This window comes from Mycetohabitans endofungorum (assembly GCF_002927045.1).
GTDB lineage: Bacteria > Pseudomonadota > Gammaproteobacteria > Burkholderiales > Burkholderiaceae > Mycetohabitans > Mycetohabitans endofungorum.
The window spans coordinates 14,678-35,250 of the sequence record NZ_PRDW01000007.1 but is presented as its reverse complement, the minus strand read 5'-3'; the positions used below and the strand labels follow the sequence as shown (position 1 = coordinate 35,250).

Here is a 20,573-nt window from a genome sequence, read left to right as displayed (position 1 = left end):
CAATCCTGTGGTAACGCATCTGCCGTCTCTTCATGGTTGCGATATCAAGGTATGCGTCATACACACTCGAGCGCGCCGGGAACACCGGAGGCGGGTTGGCTTGCACCAAACGGCGGCGCCAACGCTGCCAGCCTGTCCGTCAGCCGATTCTGCATCACCGTCATACTGCCGTGATTATCGGGATAAAGCTTGATTTGCTCATCGCTGAGCAGTCCAGTCAAGCTGTCGAGGCCGTCGATCTCTTCACTTTGAAGGGTTTTCAGCAACGCCAATTGATTCATCATGCCGCCCAGCAATTGCTCCAATACCAGCATGCCTTCCTCCGGCTCGATAGAGCCCAATCCTAGCGCGCGCATCCGGTCACGGTAACGGACGTCACTCACTGAGCCGACACTCCCCCAATAGCCCCAATTCATGACTTTGACCGGGCAAGGCCAATCGGCTCTGAGTCGATCGGCAAAAGCATCGGCAAACGTGCAGCCGGCAGCATAGTTGCTTTGACCAGCAGCTGTGCTAAAGGACATCATTGACGAGAAAAACAGGACAAAATCCAGTGAAGCGGCGCTTGGCTCGAACGCCCGAGCCAGTGCAACACTGGTCTCGACCTTAGCGTTCAGCACACGGGTAAAGGTCTGTTCATCCATATTGGCCAGGCTTTGGTCCTTAAGCACGATTGCCGAGTGCACCACACCGTTGATCTCACCAAAGCGCTCGATAATTTGTCGCCGTACCTCGGCCAGTTGTTGCTCGTTTGCGGCATCGGCCTGGAAATAAACAGGCGCCGGAGCATTATGGCGCAGACTAACGGCAGTCAGTTCATCGAGCTTGGCTTTAAGCTGCTGATCCGGCGATCGACGACCGATCCAGATCACCCTAGCGCGATGGCGGCTGATGACATGACGGCTCCAAACTGCGCCGATCCCCCCCGCACCGCCGATCACCAGGTAGACGCCGCCGTTGCGATAGGCGGGCTGCTGCGCTGCGGGCGGCGCATCGACCGTCACCCGGGCCAGCTTTCGGAGCCACCACTGATCGTGGCGCAGCGCCAGCAATTCACCTGAAGCAACGTGATCGAATGGCGCATTGGCCAGCGAGGCTAAATGTTCGTTCGGCAGATCTGCGAGTTGCACTCGCCAGTGCGAATATTCCTTAGCTAAGGAACCGGCCAATCCGTGCACTGCAGCATGAGCAGGCCGGCAGGACTCGCCAGGCAGCGTGTTGATCGCCTGCTCGGTGACCAACGTCAAGCGTAGAGGCTGGCGACCGTAACCCAGGCTCAGCAGCACCTTGATCAGTCTGAACAGTGCTAGTACGCCGTGCTGTTGTGCGGCAACCAGTTCCGACGCGCTGGCACAGTGGTCGTCGCTTGGTGGCGCTAACCAAATCACGTCGATAAGTTTCGATTGGGTGTTCAGTGCGGCCTGGTAGCTGGCCTCCGAGTCGTCCGTGTTCAGCGCCAACGCAGCACCGGGATAAAGCTCGGCCAACGCCTGGCGCCGCGCCGGGGTCGCGCCGAAGATCAGCGCCGTGCCCTCCTGTTGACGCCGCTCAGCGACCGCACCGTTGACCACCGACCAGATCGGCGCCAGCAGATGCCGCTCTTCGCGCGGCTGCTGGGGCACGAGTGAATCAACCCGTCCGAGCGCCGCGCTTGGCGGTCTTGAACCTGCAGGCAGGCGCCTTGAGCTTAAGCCCAAGAATCGTACGCAGATTTGTCCTTGATCGTCGCAAAGATCAATATCCATTTTGCCAGCCGCGTTATCTGCGTCGTTTCTGTGCAGCAGCGCCCACATCCGCTGACGACAAGGCGCGAGGATTTCCAGCCGGTCCAGCGCAAAGGGCATTAAAGGCGACGCCCATTCCGCCACACTGCCGTCGAGCGGCAACAACATGCCAATCGCCGCCTGCAGTGCGCTGTCAGTGATCCCCAGATTCAGCCACCAGTCATCGGCTGTGCCGGGCAATGCCCCGTCCAGTTCCAACTCCGCCAGCACATCACGCCGGCCGCCCCGCTGCGCCACCATCAACTGGCGGATCCCGCGATGGCTGTCGCCGTAATCGATGCCCATCTCACTAAAGAGACGGTAAACTTCGTCGCTGTCAAGCCGCAGTCGCCAGTTCAGGCCCTGCCAGTACGCCAGATCTAATGGATCTTCATGAAGCGACAAGCCGGTTATCGCTGTGGCCTGGCCATGCAACACGGAGGAGCTGCCTTCGTTGGTGAACAATTTGACACTGATCCGTTCGTCCACGCGCGCCAAGCTGATCTGCATCCGGCGCGAATTGGACTCAACCGTCAACGGCGCTAACCAGTGCAGCTGCTCAATCACCATCGCGTTTGCTTTACCGTGGGCCAACGAATGCGCCACTGCTACCCGAATCATTTCCAAATACGCCACGCCAGGTAGGGTTTTGCGCCCACTTACCCTATGATCTTTCAGCCAAGGTTCGTTACCGCTGAATTCAGTCACAAATTGCTGTTGATCAAATCGTGAGCTGTTTTGATGCACTAACGGGTGCAACGGCATAGGCGTTGATGACGTTAGTGGTCTGGCTCCCGTAGGCGCCCAGTAACGGCGGGTGGCGAACGGATAACTCGGCAAGCTGATTCGCTGACGTTGTTCACCGCTGGCAGCCCATAGTGCTGTCCAGTCGACGGGCAGGCCCTCGCTCCACAACTGCAGCAACGACTGCTGTTCACCGTCCGTAAAGAGCTTGACCAGCTGCTCGCGCCACTGCGCCTGAAAGCGGCCTTTAAACTGTTCAACCCGCTCGCTGGTCGTGCTCGCGTCGCCGCAAATCCAGCCACGACTGTCGCCATCTGACAGGCGCCGTAATGCGTCGAGCAAGCTTGTCATTGTGCTGGTGATGAACGCTGCGCGATGCTCCATCGCTTCCCGGCCCACTTGCAGCGTGTAAGCAATGGCCGCCAAGCTATCCGTGGCTTGCGAGTGCTCGAGTCTGGCCAGCAAGCGGCTGGCGATCTGCCGCAGCTGCTCGGGCTCTCGGGCCGACAGCAGAATCATTTCGGGCTTGCCACTATCGCCAAGCACAGGCTTGGCTTGACTGTACTCCGCGACGATTAAATGGCCGTTGGAACCGCCGGCACCAAACGAGGAAATGCCGGCGATCCGCGGTACGGCCTGACCATTCAGCAACGGCTGCGGCCACGCTCGCAGTTGCTGGTTGACCTCGAAGGGCGTTGCCGTAAAGTCAATAAAGGGATTGAGTTTTTGAGAGTGCAGCGACGGCACAATTTGCCGATATTTCAATTGCAGCAGCACCTTGGTCAACCCAGCAATGCCAGCCGCCGCTTCACAGTGACCGATATTCGATTTGACCGAACCTAACCAGCAAGTCTGCTCAGGCTTGCGTGTTCCCAACGCGTTAGCCAAACCAGCGATCTCAATCGGATCGCCCAGCTTGGTGCCCGTACCATGCGCCTCGATATAGCTGACGATTGCCGGATCGACGCCGGCGTCCTGTAGCGCGCCGCTGATTGCTGCCTGCTGCGCCCGTGGATTGGGCACGCTGTAACCGGTGCTTTTGCCGCCGTGGTTAAGGTAACTGCCTTTGATCACCCCATAAATGTGATCGCCGTCGCGCTGCGCATCGGCCAGTCGCTTTAGGATGACTGCACCCACGCCCTCGCCTGGCACATAGCCATCACCGCCTTCACCGAAGCTAGCGCAATGGCCCTGGTTCGAGATGAATTGACCACTGCTCAACATCAAGTATTTGTTGGGATGAATCGTCAGGTTGACGCCTCCGGCAATCGCCATCGAGGTGCGGCCATTGCGCAAATCCTGACAGGCTAGATGAATGGCAGTCAGCGAGCTGGAGCACATCGAGTCGACCGTCATGCTCGGGCCCTGCAGATTGAGGCAGAAGGATGTCCGGTTGGCAATGCTGGCGGTGCATCCAGCAAAGCCCATGCGCTGGCCTCGCAAGCTGGCTTCAGCACCGAATAGCTGGTATTCGCCATACATGACGCCGACGTAGACACCAACTTGCGCGCTATCCTCGGTCTGCTCGCCACCGATGCGGCGACTGTAACCTGCGTCTTCCATCGCCGACCAGGCGGTCTGCAGAAATAGACGTTCCTGCGGATCGATTAGTTCAGCTTCCAGCGGCGAAATATTGAAAAACAGGGGATCAAATTGATCGACGCCATCGATAAACCCGCCCCACTTACTGTTGTGCACCCCGCTTTCACTGCGATTTTCGCTGTAGTACTCACGCCAGTTCCAGCGCTCGGCCGGAATTTCGCTGATGCTGTTTTTGCCTTCGCTTAGGTTCTGCCAGAAAACCTCCAGATTTTCAGCCTCGGGATAGCGCCCTGCCACGCCGATGATAGCGATATCGCCCCTGTGCTGAGGACCTGGCTGGCTACCTTGCAGACTTTGCTGGACACGGAGGCTTGTCGTATTCGCCACGCTGTCGAACAGCCTGCGGCACGCACTGCCCTTGCCCCCGGATTCTGACGTCGTCAGCGGCTTTTGTTCGCCAGTCGGAACCACCGCCATCGTACCTTGCGGCTCGAGTGGCCGGTTGGCCAAATAGTGCGCCAGTTGCTGCAAGCTGGAGTATTCAAATAATAGCGTACGCGGTAAAGCGCCAAAACGTTTTTCGAGCACGCTGGTCATCTCCATGATCATCAGCGAGTCAAGGCCATATTGCTCGAAGCACTGCGCATCATCGATCTGTTCCAGCGCGATCCTCAGGGTGCTCGCCAGCATTGCTCGCAGTTGCGCGATTAACGAGTCGCTGGCAGCAGGCGGAACTTGGCTGACAGCGGGTCTTTGCGGCAATCGCGCGACTAGATGATCCGCCAAGCTTTGCAAGCTGGGATATTCAAAAAACAACGTCTTTGGCAGCGGCCCAAAGCGCTTTTCCAGCGCCGCCGTCATATCCATGACCATCAGCGAGTCAATGCCGTATTTTTCAAATGGCTCGTCGTTGTCAAGCCGCGACTCAGCGATCTTGATCGTGTCGGCTAGTAACCGACGCAATCCAGTTAATACATCGTCACCATCAACCGCTGTGATGGCTGGACTAGCAGGCGCCGGTTCACGGCTCAGCAGCGCGACTAGCCTATCTCTGTCGCCTGCCAGTACCATCAACTGATCTTCATCGCTTTGCAGCGCCTGGTATAGCGCCCGAATGCCCGTTGTACCGGTCATCGCCTTGATGCCAGTGCGTTGCGCCAGCGCGCGCCGGGCGGCATCGTTCATTCGCATGCCGCCTTCGAGCCACAGCGGCCAGTTGATTGCCACGGTGCGGCCGTGGCGCTGTCCCGCCGCGACCCGTTGATTGCGCAAACCGGCAAAAGCATCAAGATAGCCGTTAGCCGCAGCGTAATCACTCTGCCCGGCGTTGCCCAGTACGCTGGCGATGGATGAACAAAGCACAAAGAAGTCCAATGCCACCGCAGCGCTGCACTGGTCGAGGTGGCGCACGCCAGCTACCTTCGCGGCGAACACGTCTTCAAAATCCTGCTGCGTTTTATGTGACAACAGCGTGTCACGAGTGAACCCGGCGCAATGGATAATGCCATGTAATCCGCCCCGCTCCATCATGATCCCAGCGATCAAGCGCTCAACCTGACCTGCCTGTGCAAGATCCACAGCGCGATAGTGACATCGTGCGCCCAGTTGCGCCAGCTTGTCGGCAACCGACGGCGCATTAGCCTCGGTACGGCCGCATAGCACCACGCTCGCACCCGGTGCAGCGTCCAGGATTGCCCGCGCGAAGATCATGCCAACGCCGCCCAGGCCTCCGGTAATCAGATAGACGCCGTCCGACCGCCAGGGCGCAGGGCTATGATGCAATGGTTGGTGGAGCCAAGTTAGCGCTTGGCGCCGTAACTTGCCGGCCTCAGACAGATAACGCAGTTGGCGCTCACCAGGTGCAGCCCCTTCGGCCGCCAGTTGCCACGCCAATTGCGACGCATCGAGCCCTGGCGACACTTCTATCAACTGGCCAGTCAGCGCCGGCTGCTCTCGGCTGGCGCTGTACAACAGGCCGCCAAGGCCGCGATAACCTTGCGGATCGTTTGCCGGGATGACCAGCTGAACCAGGCAGCGGTGCTCAGTGCGAAGCAGTGGTTTGAGTTGTCCGGCCAGAGCCAGCGCCGCCTGTCGATAATCGTCACTGTGCATCGCCAGGGTGGAAATGTGTTGATGCGCTTGCAACTGCTCCGGCAGGTTGGCAAAGGCTGGATGGTGGCCCAGCGTCAGCACCAGATGGGACACCACCGGCGCATCCGTGGCCGAAGCAAGCTCAACGTCACGCCATTGCCGGTGGCAAAGCAGTGCTTCACTGGCAACGTCATTGTCAGCAGACAACGTTTTGAACGACAACTGACGCAGGGTCGCACAGCACCGGCCGTTTTTGTCAAACAGAGCCAGATCAAAGCGATAGCCACCTGGTGTGCGTCCAGTGCTGCGAATCTGTACTTGCAGTGTTGCCGGGCAGTCGTCAAATAGCACACATTCGGCCAGTCCCTCGGGCAACAACAACGGTGGCCGCTCTCCCAGCTCATCAAACAACAATGCCATGACCGCTTGCATCGCGGCATCCAGTAGCCCAGGATGAATCGCGTAACCGTCGCTCGCAGCAGCGTCTTCCAGCGCAACCCACGCCAGTGCCTGGTCCCCCTGGCGCAGCAGCGACTGGATTCTGCGATGGCTTATGCCATATTCGATGCCCATGGCGGTGAAACGCTGGTAGCAGGCATCGACATCCATCGGGCGAGCGTCGGCGACAATGAAGTCAAGGTTCGCCGGTTGCGCCACGGCGGTCCCAGCCACCGCCCGGCAATGCAGTTGCAGCTGCCCGGCAGAATCATACGAGCAAATCCCAATTGGACAATCGCCATCCGGCTGCGCCGCCAGTTCAACGAATAGCTCGCCACGGTTGGCAGCGTCCACGCTGAAGGGCTGATACCAGGACAGATCACGGATAATCCGCGCCGTGCCTGCAGGCCGTTCACCGCCCAATGCGTGCGTTAGCGCCGCATCGATCATTCCGATCATCGCCGCACCCGGCAAAATGCCGCGACCGTTAATTCGATGTCCGGACAGGAAGCTTTCTTGGCCACTGAACTGACTGAGGTAACGCAAACCGCGTAAGTCAGAGACATTGCGGTGCAAGAGTGGGTGAAGTCGCTTCTCGCTCGTCGTTAGCGCTTGTGCCTGTTCATCCTTGTGCCAGTAGCGTTCACGGGCAAACGGATAACCCGGCAAGCTGATGGGCGTCGGCGTGCCCTGTCGGTACATCAAGCGCCAATCCAGCGTTAAGCCGTTGACCCAGGCCTGGAGCAATTTTTCATGTTGGCCGCGCTCGATCCAGTTAGCCATGGCGCTTTGTATGTCTGCACCAGCCAGCAGTGACAGCGCCTTGTCGTGATCTTTGATCCGGCCGCTATAGCAAGCGACTGTAGACGGATTATCAATACAATCTTGCAGTTGGGTCTTCAAATGGGCAAGTGAGCGAGCCAGCAATCCTAGCCGATACTCCATCGCTTCCCGACCGACCTGCAGCGTATAGGCCAGTGCCGGCAAATCGGCGTCGCCCAGCTCGTCCTGCTCCAGCGCGTGCAGCAACAGGCTAACCTGCTGCAATAGCTGACCCTGTGTCTTAGCCGATAACGGAATGATCGCCGGCTGCTGCTCGTTGACGACAATCACCGGCCGCGGTCGATGATCTTCGTATTCTTCGATCACTACGTGCGCGTTGGCGCCACCCGCGCCGAAGGATGACACCGTAGCAATTCGCTTGAATTCCTGACGGCTGCCATTGATTATGACCTCAGGTCGATGCCAGTCGGCCAGTGACTGCTGCACCACGAACGGACTGTTGGCGAAATCAATCTCCGGGTTGAGTTCACCGGCGTGCAGCGACGGAGCCAATTGGCGGTGCTTTAGCTGCAGCAGCACTTTGGTGATGCCTGCGATGCCGGCAGCACTTTCACAATGGCCGATATTGGACTTAATTGAGCCGATAGCACAGTACTGCTTAGCCGCCGTCTCGGCGCCGCTATTGAATGCTCTGGTCAGACCCGCAATCTCAATCGGATCCCCCAGCGACGTGCCGGTGCCGTGGGCTTCAACATAGCTTACCGCCCTAGCATCAACGCCGGCCCTGGCCAGCGAGTCGGCCACCAGTCGGCTCTGGGCCAATGGGTTAGGCACGGTATAGCCGTTGGTCTTGCCGCCGGCATTGATCATGCTACCTTTGATCACGCCGTAAATCCGATCGCCGTCCGCCTCAGCTTGAGCCAACGGCTTAAGCAGCAGCGCACCCACGCCCTCGCCGGCGACAAAACCGTCAGCATCCGTGCCAAACGCCTTGCACTGCTTGCCTGACGATAGCATTTTCATCTCGGTCAGACGCATGTAGTGCACGGGATCGATCACCAGGTTGACCCCACCGACCAGCACGCAGTCGCTCACGCCGCTATGCAAGCTTTCCAGCGCCAGATGGATCGCGGTGATCGACGATGAACAGGCGGTATCCACCGCCATACTCGGTCCTTGGAAATTGAACTGATAAGACACCCGGTTGGCGACCGACCAATAGCTGGACTGATGGGTGTAGGTTCCGTTCATCACGCCGACAAACACACCTACCCGATGCCGCTCAGCCAAACGACCCGGGGTATAGCCGGCATCGCTGATGCAGTGATAGGCCTCTTCTAAGAAGAGCCGTTCTTGGGGATCCATCTTCTGCGCCTCATGGGGCGAGATATGGAAAAACAACGGATCAAATTTGTCGATTTCCCGAATGAAACCGCCCCAGCGGGTGTAAATGCAGCCTTTTTTGCCCGGCGTTTGATCAAAGTATTGACGCCAATCCCAGCGATCCGCCGGCACTTCATCAATACAGTTCTCGCCATTTTTTAAGCACTGCCACAGCGCTTGGACGTTATCGGAATGCGCGTAGCGTCCCGCTATACCGATGACCGCGACTTCAGTGCCACGCTGGCCCTTTGGTGCGCTGTCGGACGTCTTAGCGGTAAAGCGGTGCCCAGCTGCTAGCTTGACTAACGTATTGACCGCATGCGTCGAGGCTGTATCAACCGACACCGGTTGTTCGACCACCGACGCCTTGTCCAGCCCCAGCAGGGCCCTAAGCTGATCTTTTTGTGACGCAACAAAATGATCCGCAAGCGCGTCGATCGTCTGGTATTCGAAGAACAGCGTGCTGCTGATTCCCGACAGCTTGTCGCGCAGCAGATTGGTCAACTGCACCACCAGGATCGAATCGATGCCATACGTCTGGAGCGGCTCCCCAGCATCGATCTGCTCCGGCCGGATTTTGAACAGTCCGCCGATCACCTGCTTGAGATAGTGCACCGTCTGATCTTTTAGCGCCTGGGAAGTCACCTCACCCACCGACACCGTGTTGACGATTCGCTGCGGTGGCCGCGAAGCGGGGGCTGCCCGCACCGTTAAGCCCTTGGACGCAACCTTGGCCGGTTCCACGTCGCTGTGCCGATCCTGCCAAATGACTCCGTTGCTCTCGGCGATCACGATTTGCTGACCAAGATCGTGATCAGCCAGCGCCGGATAATAGACCTGCCTGTAGCCTTCGCTCTCCAGCACCTGTTTCCACTGTTTGGGTGCGAGCGCGGGTCCACCGGGCAACCGCAACGCCTGATCGTCAAATAACCACCATCCCTTGAGCAAGCCGAAGGTTAAGTGGGTAAACAGGCCGTTGCGACAAATCTCATTGATCATCACCAGGCCGTTGTGCTTCAACGCTGCCTTGGCGTTTTTCATCGTCCGCCGTAGATCCTGCGTCGCATGCAGGACATTGGTGGCAATGACCAGATCGTAATGGCCAATCTTGATCCCTTGCTCAGCCAAAGGCTTGTCGACATCAAAGAGCTGATAGCTGAGGTACGGATTGTTTGGCCCGTACGTTTGCCGCGCATGCATGAGGAATGCCTGCGATACATCGGTGTAGCAGTATTCCGCGATTTGCCGCTGATAAGGCCGAAGTTTTTCAAACGCCCGTGCACTGGTGCCGCCGGTACCGGCGCCAATCTCCAGAATACGGATCGACGTCTGCGGCGCCTGTTCCAGCCGTCCCCTGACAAACTCAACCATCGCGTTGAGCATCACTTCATTGAAAAAATCGGACACCGGATTATGCTTGTAGATCCCCTCAACCATGGCCATCGATGAGTCAGGGAACATGATGTCCGTGGCCATGATCCGACCACTGAGAATCGCTGGCAGCACCCGCAGAGTGGCCTCAGCAAGATTCACCTCGGCGCTAAGACTGGCGTGTTCTAGCCAATCCCGCTTTTGCGCGTCCCATTCATTCCATAGGGATTCAACTGCCAGCGGTTGAGGATGGACCACGCGATAGGCTGCCGGACAATGCCCGCCCTCCATGGACAGGTACCCGCGCTGCGCCAGCTCGTCAAGGCTCTTGTCGATCCAGCGGTCATACATCGGCAGCAGACCGCTGCGTTGCTTCATCTGCTCAATGATCTCGCGCTCGCCACTAAACCAGCCCAGTTGCTGCAGCTGGGCGTACAGCAAGCGGCCTTGCAAATCGTCGATGGCCGCCTTGCGGGCCTGCATCTGCTGCATCACCGCCCGAATCTCGTGGTTATCTACAGCCAGATGTTTTTTTATCCGGGCAATCAGCGACGGGTAGGCTTGCGTCAGCCTCTGGCCATACTCGCCAAAAGGCCCAGCCGGATGCGTCGGCAGCGCCAGACGGCTAAACGTATCGCTGAGCCGCTGCGAGGTTCGCAAGAACGTTAGCTGGGAAAATGGCCCAGCCAACAGAATATCCAGCGCAGCCATCGCCTGCTCGCCCTCGATCGAACCGAGACCGACGTCAGCCATCCTTCGGCGATAGTCTTCGCTAGCCACCGAGCCGACATGCCCCCAGTAACCCCAGTTGATCACTTTGACCGGGTAGGAACACTGCTGCGCGAGGTAATGGCCAAATGCGTTTTTGAAGGTACAGCCGGCAGCGTAGTTGCTCTGCCCGGCTGACTTGGTAAAGCTTTGCAACGACGAAAAAAACAACATGAAGTCCAGCGGCTGATGCGCAAACATCTCGGCCAGACGGACGCAGACATCCACCTTAGCGGCCAAGCCGGTGGTAAATCTTTGCTCATCCATTCGCGCCAGACTTTGATCCTGAAGCTGGATGGCTGCATGGACCACGCCATGGATCCTGCCATACTCGGTGCAGATCTGCGCCACCGCCTGTCGTAGCGCGGCATGATTGCTGGCATCGGCGCTGATATAGCGCGGCGCGGGTCCAAGCTTGGCAAGCTCGGCGATCGCCTGATCAATGTCATTGTTCTGCTCGCGACGCCCCAGCCAGATGATTTGCGCCCGTCGAGTGCGAATCAGATACTCACTCCACAACCGGCCGATACCACCGGCGCCGCCGATCACCAGGTATACGCCCCCATCGCGATAGAGACTGTCTACCTCGCCTAGCTGCTCGGCTACATCCGTTGCGCCCAATTCCGACAGCGGTAGGTAAGGCGCAAGATATTGGCGATACCAGACATCGTTGCGGCAGGCCAGCGCGTCGCCACGAGGATGGGTGGGCAATGATAACGGGTCCACAGTGGGCCAACCGTCGCCTGCCGGCAGATCCACCAGCCGCACCCGCCAGTGGCTGTATTCCTTGGCCATAACGCCGATCAGTCCGTGCACGCTGGCATGCGCCGGTGCCACCGGCCCAGTCACAGCTTGGCGGCTACTGTCAGCCTCGTCGAATAAGGTCAGTACCCCCCGAGTTATCACCGTCCAGGTCAGCGACTGCTGATCCAGTGCCAACGCCAGCAGCGCCTTAATCAAACGGAAGCAGCCCAGCACGCCACGCTGCTGGGCGCGGATCATGCCGTCAAGATTCTCCTGCTGCGCCAACGTTGTCGGCGCCAGCCATATCAGATGTTCAATAGGCCCGGCTTCGCGCAGCCGTTCAGTGAGCTGCTCAATAGACTCACTACCGTCCAACAACCATGAAACAGCTTGCGGATAACGGGTGGTCAACTGTTTGTGGCCCTGGGGATCATTGCCAACCAGCAGCAGCCGGCCATTAGGCGGAATCAGGTCTTGGGGACAGAAACGCTGCCACTTTTCCACTAGATAACAATCGCTACGTGGCCGATCTTCAAGCATCACTTCCAGCGGTGACGGCTTTTTCATAACACGTAGCGCAAATTCACGCAGCGCGGCGCAATGTTGGCCTCGTTGGTTATAAATATCGATATTAAATGTCGATTGTCCCGCTTCAGGATGCTCGGTGCAAGGACGCACCCAAGCCCAAATCTGCTCCCCCAACGCAGCGCCGCTCAACTGTAATTGCGCCAGCGCAAAAGGTACCCAAGTATGCTTCAGTTGCGGCGTCAATCCTTGGTCGAGCTGATCCGCGACTAGTAAACCGACGGTCGCCTGCAAAGCGCCATCCATCAGGCTAGGATGTAAAACAAGTCGCTTATGATCTGAGGGCAGCGCTTGCGGTAGCTCAATCCGCGCCAGCACTTGGCCACCATCGATCCGCAACGCTTTCACCGATCGGTGCCACGGGCCATAGTAGATCTGCATGGTGTCGAACAGCGGGTACAACGCATCAGCGTCAAGCATATGGCCGCCGATCGCCGCTTGTAGCGAAGTCAACGATTCTGCTGGTTCGTCGGCATCCTGAACAAAAGCCGCTTCGCCTTGGCAGCACACCACCTGCTGCTTGCGCTCGAGAATGTCGAAGGTCAGTCGATGTTCGTCAAGACTGTCGATACGGATCTCTACTTCAACCGAGTCGTCGCTTTGCTTACTGAGCATGACCGGCTGCGACCACACCAGATTGCGCAAGCTCAGCACGCCAGTTGGCACCCGCTCACCCAGCGAGCGAAGGATTGCCTCGCGCGCCATTTCAAGGTAGGCGACGCCCGGCAGAACTTTATCGTCACGGACCAGATGATCCCGCAGGAAGAACTCTCTGCCGTCGAATCTTGAGATAAATTTTTGCTGCGACAGATCCGATACGTTAGCGTGCAGCAAAGGATGCAACCGTCCCTCACCGCTTTGCTGTCCTAGCGACGAGAAGTGGGATTCGCCAGAGACCCAGATCCGCTCGCGAGCAAAGGGGTAGCTCGGGAGGCTGATCCGCCTAGCCGACTCTTTCGGCTGCCCAAATAGCGCCCAGTCAAGCGCCAGCCCTTTGACCCATAGCTCCAGCAGCTTGTCGTATTTGCCTTTATTGGCCCAGGCGGTTAAGGTCGCCGCCATATCCTCATCATGGGCGAGCACCGCTATTGCCGCCTTATGATCTTTGACCCGGCCAATATGAATGCCATCAAAAAAGCCGAGCGGTTCGGGCTGGTTGGCCAGTAGCTCCGCGCTTTGCGCTAGCCTGTCCTGTAAATGGTCGATCGACTCGGCGATAAAGGCCAGACGATAATCCATCGGCTCCCTGCCCTGCTGCAGCGTAAAGGCCAGATCTGCCAGCCGCGGCCGCGTATGCTCGGCACCGGTCCGATGCAGGAACTGTTGCAGTTGCTCGACTTGCTGTTGTAATTGAGTCGGTGTCCTTGCGGACAAAGGAATCATCGTTGTCTGCCCGCCGACGTCATCGTCCCGAGTCGGGGCAATATACTCAGCAATGATCACGTGCCCGTTTGAACCACCCGATCCGAAAGACGATACCGAAGCCGCACGTGGATACTCTCGCTCCCGACCATCGAGATTCAACACTGGCCGCCGCCATTCCTCCAGCTGTTGAGGGACATAAAATGGCGAATCGGCAAAGGGGATGTTGGGATTCAGGCGCTTTGAATGCAGCGAGGGCGCCAACTGGCGATGCTTAAGCTGCAATAGCACCTTCGCGATCCCGGCAATGCCCGCGGCTGACTCCAAGTGCCCAATATTCGATTTGACTGAGCCAACCGCGCAGTGTTGTGCCGGCGCCATCGCGCTGCCCAGCGTGGCGCTGCGCCGGGTAAAGCCCGATTGCAGGCCGGTGATTTCTATCGGATCTCCAAGTGCTGTGCCCGTGCCGTGGGCCTCGACATAACTCAGCTCTCGTGGATCCATGCCGGCCTTATCGAGCGAATCGGCGATCATGGCGCCCTGAGCATGGGGACTGGGCACGGTGTAGCCATGGGTCTTACCGTTATGATTAATTGACGTCGCCCGGATCACCGCATAGATGTTGTCGCCGTCGGCCTCGGCTCGGGACAGCGGCTTGAGCAACACCGCTCCAACCCCCTCGCCGGGCACAAAACCGTCACCTCCGTCGCCAAAGCTGCGACAGCGTCCGTCAGAAGACGACATCGTCAGCTGGGACTGAATGAAATATTTGTTCGGATGCAATGACAGGTTGACACCACCGGCCAGAGCCAATTGGCACTCGCCGCGCCTTAAGCTCTCGACCGCCAAGTGCAGCGCAGTCAACGACGATGAGCAGATGGTATCGACCGCCATACTCGGACCGTTGCAGTCGAAGACATAAGACACGCGATTGGCGATCGAACCAAACGATGAATCAACCGCATCATCGGTGCAGTCTGCGGCGCTCGAGCGGGTATAAAGCAAGTATTCGCCGTGCATCACACCGACGAATACACCCATTTCACCCTGGTAATGACGCTGCAGCGCGGCTCGATCGTAGCCGGCGTCTTCGAGCGTGCGCCAGGCGGTTTCGAGAAAGATCCGCTCTTGGGGATCCATCCGCTCGGCATCCCGCGGCGAAATATTGAAAAACAGCGGGTCAAAACGATCGATGTCATCGATAAAGCCGCCCCACTTGGTGTGGATCTTGCCCTTTAAACTGCGGTCACGGCTGTAATACTTGCTGTGCTCCCAACGCTCGGCGGGTATCTCGCTGATACTATCGACACCGTTTTTAAGGTTGTTCCAAAAACTGTCGATATCCGCCGCGCCCGGGAACCGACCGGCCAAGCCAATGATGGCGATCGACTCATTTCGTTCACTACGATCATAGCGTCGCAATGCCGTTACGCGTGTCTGCTGTTGCGCCCTGGCGGCTAGGATGGGCTGCGTCGCCTGGATCCCGAGTAATTGCCTGCTGCGCAGCGGATGCTCAGCGACAAAATAGCCCGCCAGCGCAGCAATGCTTTGGTACTCGAAGAATAGAGTCGCCGACAGCTCGCCAAACTCCTGAGCCAAGCGTTGGTTGAGCGTGGTAATCATCAGCGACGTCAAGCCGTAACGATCGAAGGTCTCTTCACAATCGAGGCTACTCTCAGGAATCGCCGATACTTTTGAGAAATGGCGCTTGATATGGCTTTCCAGTGCCCGTCGCAGCGCTTCATCTTGCCCAGGCTGCAGCGCTTCGTTCCGCAGCACCTCGGCGCCATCACTGATTGCCGACGCCGCGATATGGCAATCGACGGCCGCAAACGGATAAGCCGTCAACGCCACCCGACGATGGTGATGCCGCGCAATCTGCGCTAAGCTGCTCTGTCCGGCGACCCATTGGCCGGCAATCGCTGTCAACGCCTGGCGGTCCAGCCCCCGAAGATCCTTTTCAATACGGCTGGACTGCGGGTCTTTTTTGAGGCTGCCGCGCAGCGGCATTTCCGAATGTTGACCTTTCAGTCGCTCCACCAACTCGTCTCGGCTATCGGCTACGACCGCCAGGCGATGGTTGAGCGCGACTCGGCCGACACATAGGGTATAGCTGATATCCCCAAGGCTGACGTCGCCAAACCGGCCAGCTTGCATATCGTCAGCAAACGCCGCAACCAATTGATCAAGCTGCTCGCCACTCGCGGCGGCAAACGGGAACAACCAGGGCCCGTCGCTTTGCCGTACAGCGGCCTGTTGCGGCGGCGCCTCGAGAATCAGATGGCCACCGGATCCGCTGGCGCCAAAAGCATTGATCAGCGCGCGCTGCGGTCCCCGCCAATCGCTCAGCTGATCGGCGATGGCAAGATGGTTGTCATTCACACAAATCATCGGGCTGAGCGGATTGCAACCGAGCGTCGGCGCGATCTGCCGGTGTTTCAACTGCATCAGCACTTTAGTGATCTGCGACAGCGCCGACGCTGATTCGAGGTGGCCGATATTGGCTTTGATCGATCCTACCAATAGCGGCGCATCGCTACGGGGAGCACCAAACACGTTGCTGATCGCTGCAAACTCAGCCCCATCCGCCAGGCTGGCGCCGGGGGCCGCGGCCTCAACATAGCCGATCTCCTCAGCAGACAATCCCGCCTGTTGTAGTACTCGACGCATCGACAGAGCGTGGCTATCGGCATTGGGCGCACCGTAACGGAAAGTTTTACCGCTATGGCTAATCGCCGTCGCGCGGATAACGCCGAGGATGGTATCGCCATCCCGCATGGCGTCTTCGAGTGGCCTAATCAACAGCGCACCGACACCTTCGCCAGCCACCCATCCATTGGCATGGCGGCCAAACGGATAAGATTGACTATCGTCGGACAACAGCTTCAGTGAAGTCAGCAGCTCGAGGTGCGATGGATGGCTGATCAAGTTGACGCCACCGACAATCGCTGCGTGGCACTCGCCTTGGCGAATACTGTTGCAAGCAAAATGCAACGCAGTCATCGCCGACGAGCACGAGGTATCGAAAGCGACGCTGGGGCCATTGAAATCGTTGAAGAAAGACACACGGTTGGCGATCGCCGACAGGAACGAGGTGGCCCGCTCGCCTTGTTCAGTCGGCCGATGATGCTGATAATCGCCCCACATTGCGCCGACAAACACGCCAATGCGCTCGGCCTGCCGCCGCAGGCTCGCAGCGGTATAGCCGCTACTTTCCAGACAGTGCCAAACTGCTTGCAGGAACAAACGCTCTTGAGGATCGAGCGTTTTCGCTTCAGCCGGCGTAATCTTAAACAGCAATGGATCAAACAGCTGCTTGCCCGCCAGTGCGCCCACTGCCCACTGTGGCGAATCGCTCGCATCGTCGCTGCCGTAGCATAGCGCTTCGCGATCCAATGTGGTGATGCTTGCACGGCCAGCACTCAAGTTTTGCCATAACTCATCAGGGTTCGCGGCGCCGGGATAGCGGCCGCTGATTCCGATGATCGCCATCGCGTCGCCATTGAAGTGCTCATTGACCGTTCTAGTCGACAAGTATTCGTTGACCCCATGCGCCGACGCGTGAGCGACTTGGGCGGATTCATCGGTGCCGTGAATTTCCAGCCGCGGCCAGTCAGCGGGCAGTGATTGCGTCACCGCACCGCCCACAAAGCTGTGCACCAACTCATCGCCGTCATCCAAATCGAACGCGTCACGGACCTTGTTGAAATACATCGATCCAATCGGGCACAGGCCAATCCCGAACTCACCCTGCTTTTCTAGCAGTAGCTGGCCGATTCTGCCCGCTTGAAGCAAATTGAAATAACGGCTTTCATCACCGTAGGTCGTAGAGCGACCGGCGATGATAAAAATGCGCAGCCGTGCCTGATGAGCGTGCTTACGATTAAACGGCGTGTAGCAACTGCTGATTGCCGATAGATCGCCGTCGCTGATCCGCACTAAGCTATGGCTGTCGCCCTGATAGCGGTATATCCCGGCAGGCAGACACGGCCCCTGGCAGCCTTGCTGTACGCTTTGCTCAGCAAGGTGCACATAAATTTTCAGCGCTAACCCGGCATCGGTGTAGTACAACCGCCCGTTGTCCTGATCGGCGCGCAACAGGTTCAACAGCCGGCTCAGCTGGCCTAAATTCAGCGGCCCATCGCAGTATTGCCGCTTAGCAGCCCGCAGCCGCAGGGCGTCAGCGCTGATCGGCTCAGCGCACAGCTCGATGACGCCGTCACCCTGCTCCGGCAAGTCATGGCGGATCTGGCGCTGTTCTTCGTGCAGTTGAGCCAATTCCTCCCGGGTCGGTAACGCGAAACCGTTATTTTTCTCACTGAGAAAATCAGCAAACAGAGGACCAGACTGACGCCAATGATCATTCAGTGCTTGACCATCCACAGCCAGGGTGCCCGGCGCAACGCCCTCGATCAGGCAGTGCAGGAACCGGTGGCTCGGCCGTAACTTAAACAACCCGGCAATCGCCGCAAAATCTACGCCGTAGACCGGGGTCAGCGCTATGTCAAAGTCGCGCTGGCGGGACAACAATAGCTGCTCGATATAACCCGCCTCGAGCACCAGCAAGAAGGGTGACGCTTTATTGTAAATTGGCGCGATCGCGTCATTTTCGGCGATCAGGAATAGGGCAAAGCCGGCCTCGGTCAGCTGCGCGCGTTGCCCCGTCGGCAAGGCCTGTGGATCTAGCTTGGCCGGTACGCTCACTGGCAGCAGGCGGTTGAGCTGCGGTTGGTAATAGTAGACGCCGCCAGCCAAGCCGTCGATCCGCTCTTGGGCCACATACAGATAGCACTGGACAGCATTCAAGCCACCCGCTGACGAATAGAGGTACTTGCCGTGGCCGTCTAGCGGCACCTCTCGTAGCAGCGACAGCAGGCGTCCAAGCCGTTCGAGATTCGCAGATGAACCCCTAGTCGGTCGCCAGTATGCCCGAGGATCAAAGCTGACTTTTTCTAACGAAATTGAACCACTGACCGTTGATTGGCAAGCCGGTGCAGCGCTCAGCGGCTCCGGCTCTGGCTCCACCTCGTCAGCCGTGATGCCTTTAGCATCAAGAATATAAGCGGTCACCGCAGCGATAGTCGGATGCTCCAGAAACACATCGACTGGCAGCGTCACCTGATGCTGCTGCTGGATGCTATGGACTGCTTGCACCAACGTAAAGGAGGTTGCGCCTTGATCGAAAAGATCGTCATCGACCGCCAGTTCGTCGACGCCGAGCGCTTCGATAAAATACTGCTGCAACCAGGCGGTCAGCGCCTGCGGATTGATCGCTTGCCTGCGCGGTTGGGCCGTCGTCTCCATGTCACCGGTGAGCAACGCCTTGCGGTCCGCTTTGCCGTGGGCGGTCACAGGAATCTGATTAATAAAGCTAACCAGATTGGGCACCATATACTCCGGCAAGCGCGTTTTAACGAAGTCTCGTACCGCTTTCTTGTCCAGCCCCTGCGCCACCACAAAGGCCACTAGTTTGGGATCCGCTGAACTCGGGTCCTTGACCAGCACCGCCGCATCGTCGATCGCTGGATGGCTTTTCAGTGCGCTTTCGATCTCACCCAGCTCAATGCGAAAGCCTCGCAACTTAACCTGCGAATCGAAACGGCCAAGCAGCTCGATCTCACCATTACTGAGGAAACGGGCTTTGTCACCTGTGCGGTATAGTCTGGCGCCGGCCTCACCAGAGAACGGATCGCGGATAAACTTTTCAGCCGTCAGCTCAGGCCGATTGAGATAGCCTCGAGCCAGACCGACACCACCGATGCACAGCTCGCCGGTTTCACCAATCGCCACTGGATTTGCTTCGTTATCCAGAATATATATTTGGATATTATCGATAGGTCGACCGATTGGCACTAGCTGATCTTCTCGCGGCTCACCACGCCAATAGGTCACGTCCACCGCCGCTTCGGTCGGACCATATAAGTTATGCAATTCGGCGCTCAGCAGTTGACGGAACTGGAGCAGCAAATCGTGAGTCAGCGCCTCGCCGCTAACAAATACTTTCTGCAGCGATACGCATTCGGAGACCGCTGGATGCTTGAGGAAAAAGCGCAGCATCGAAGGCACAAAATGGCAGATCGTAATCTGCTCCGCTTGAATGACCTCCACCAGGTAATGCGCATCCTTGTGGCCTTCCGGCTTGGCTACTACCAAGCAAGCGCCGCTGAGCAGCGGCAAAAACAGCTCCCAGACTGAGACGTCAAAGGTAAAGGGTGTTTTTTGTAAGATCCTATCGGCTGATCCAACATCATAATGGCGCTGCATCCACAGCAGACGATTACAGATCGCCTTATGCGGCAGCATGCAGCCTTTAGGCCGGCCGGTAGAACCCGACGTGTAGATGATATAGGCAAGATCATCGGGACCATTGATTGACACAGGATTGGCCTCGCTGCCAGACAGCGCTTGTTGATTAGCATCGTCTAAGCAAAGCACTTCGCCGTCATATCCCGCCAGCCGCCCACGAAAACGCTGTTGCGTCAGTATCACTGTCACCGCAGCGTCCTCAATGATCAAAGCCAATCGCTCATCGGGATAGCCGGGGTCCAGCGGCAAATAAGCGCCACCGGCCTTCATAATCGCCAGCAGCGCAATGATCAGCTCTACTGAACGCTCCATCTGAACGCCCACCAGACTGTCTGGCCCGATTCCCAGCTCCCGCAGGTAATGGGCCAGCCGATTGGCCTGCCGATTTAACTCGCGATAGCTTAAAGCCTGGCCTTCGAAACGAACCGCCACCGCGTCCGGACTGCGTTCGACCTGCTCTTCGATCAACTGCTGCAAGCACTTGTCCAGTGGGTATGCGTTGTGGGTATCGTTCCAACCGGAAAGGGCCTTACTGTCTTGTCTGTTCACGAATTACTATCCTGGTCATTGTGCACAGCAATCATGTCCGGGCGATGCCGCTGGTTGCTCTGCTAGCTGTCATTCGTCAAGCCGTAGTCTGTCGCCTCACGCCCTTTCAGCCAAACTAGGGCAACTTCCGCTGCGACTATGAGT

Annotated in this window: 1 protein-coding gene; it reads right to left on the bottom strand. The window is 58.1% G+C overall.

All coding sequences use genetic code 11. The annotated features are described in order from the left end of the window. Positions 1-56 precede the first annotated feature (56 nt). Entirely contained in the window at positions 57-20,429 is a 20,373-nt protein-coding gene (locus B0O95_RS08335) for an amino acid adenylation domain-containing protein (protein ID WP_104077487.1), read from the bottom strand. Between the last annotated feature and the right edge of the window lie 144 nt (positions 20,430-20,573).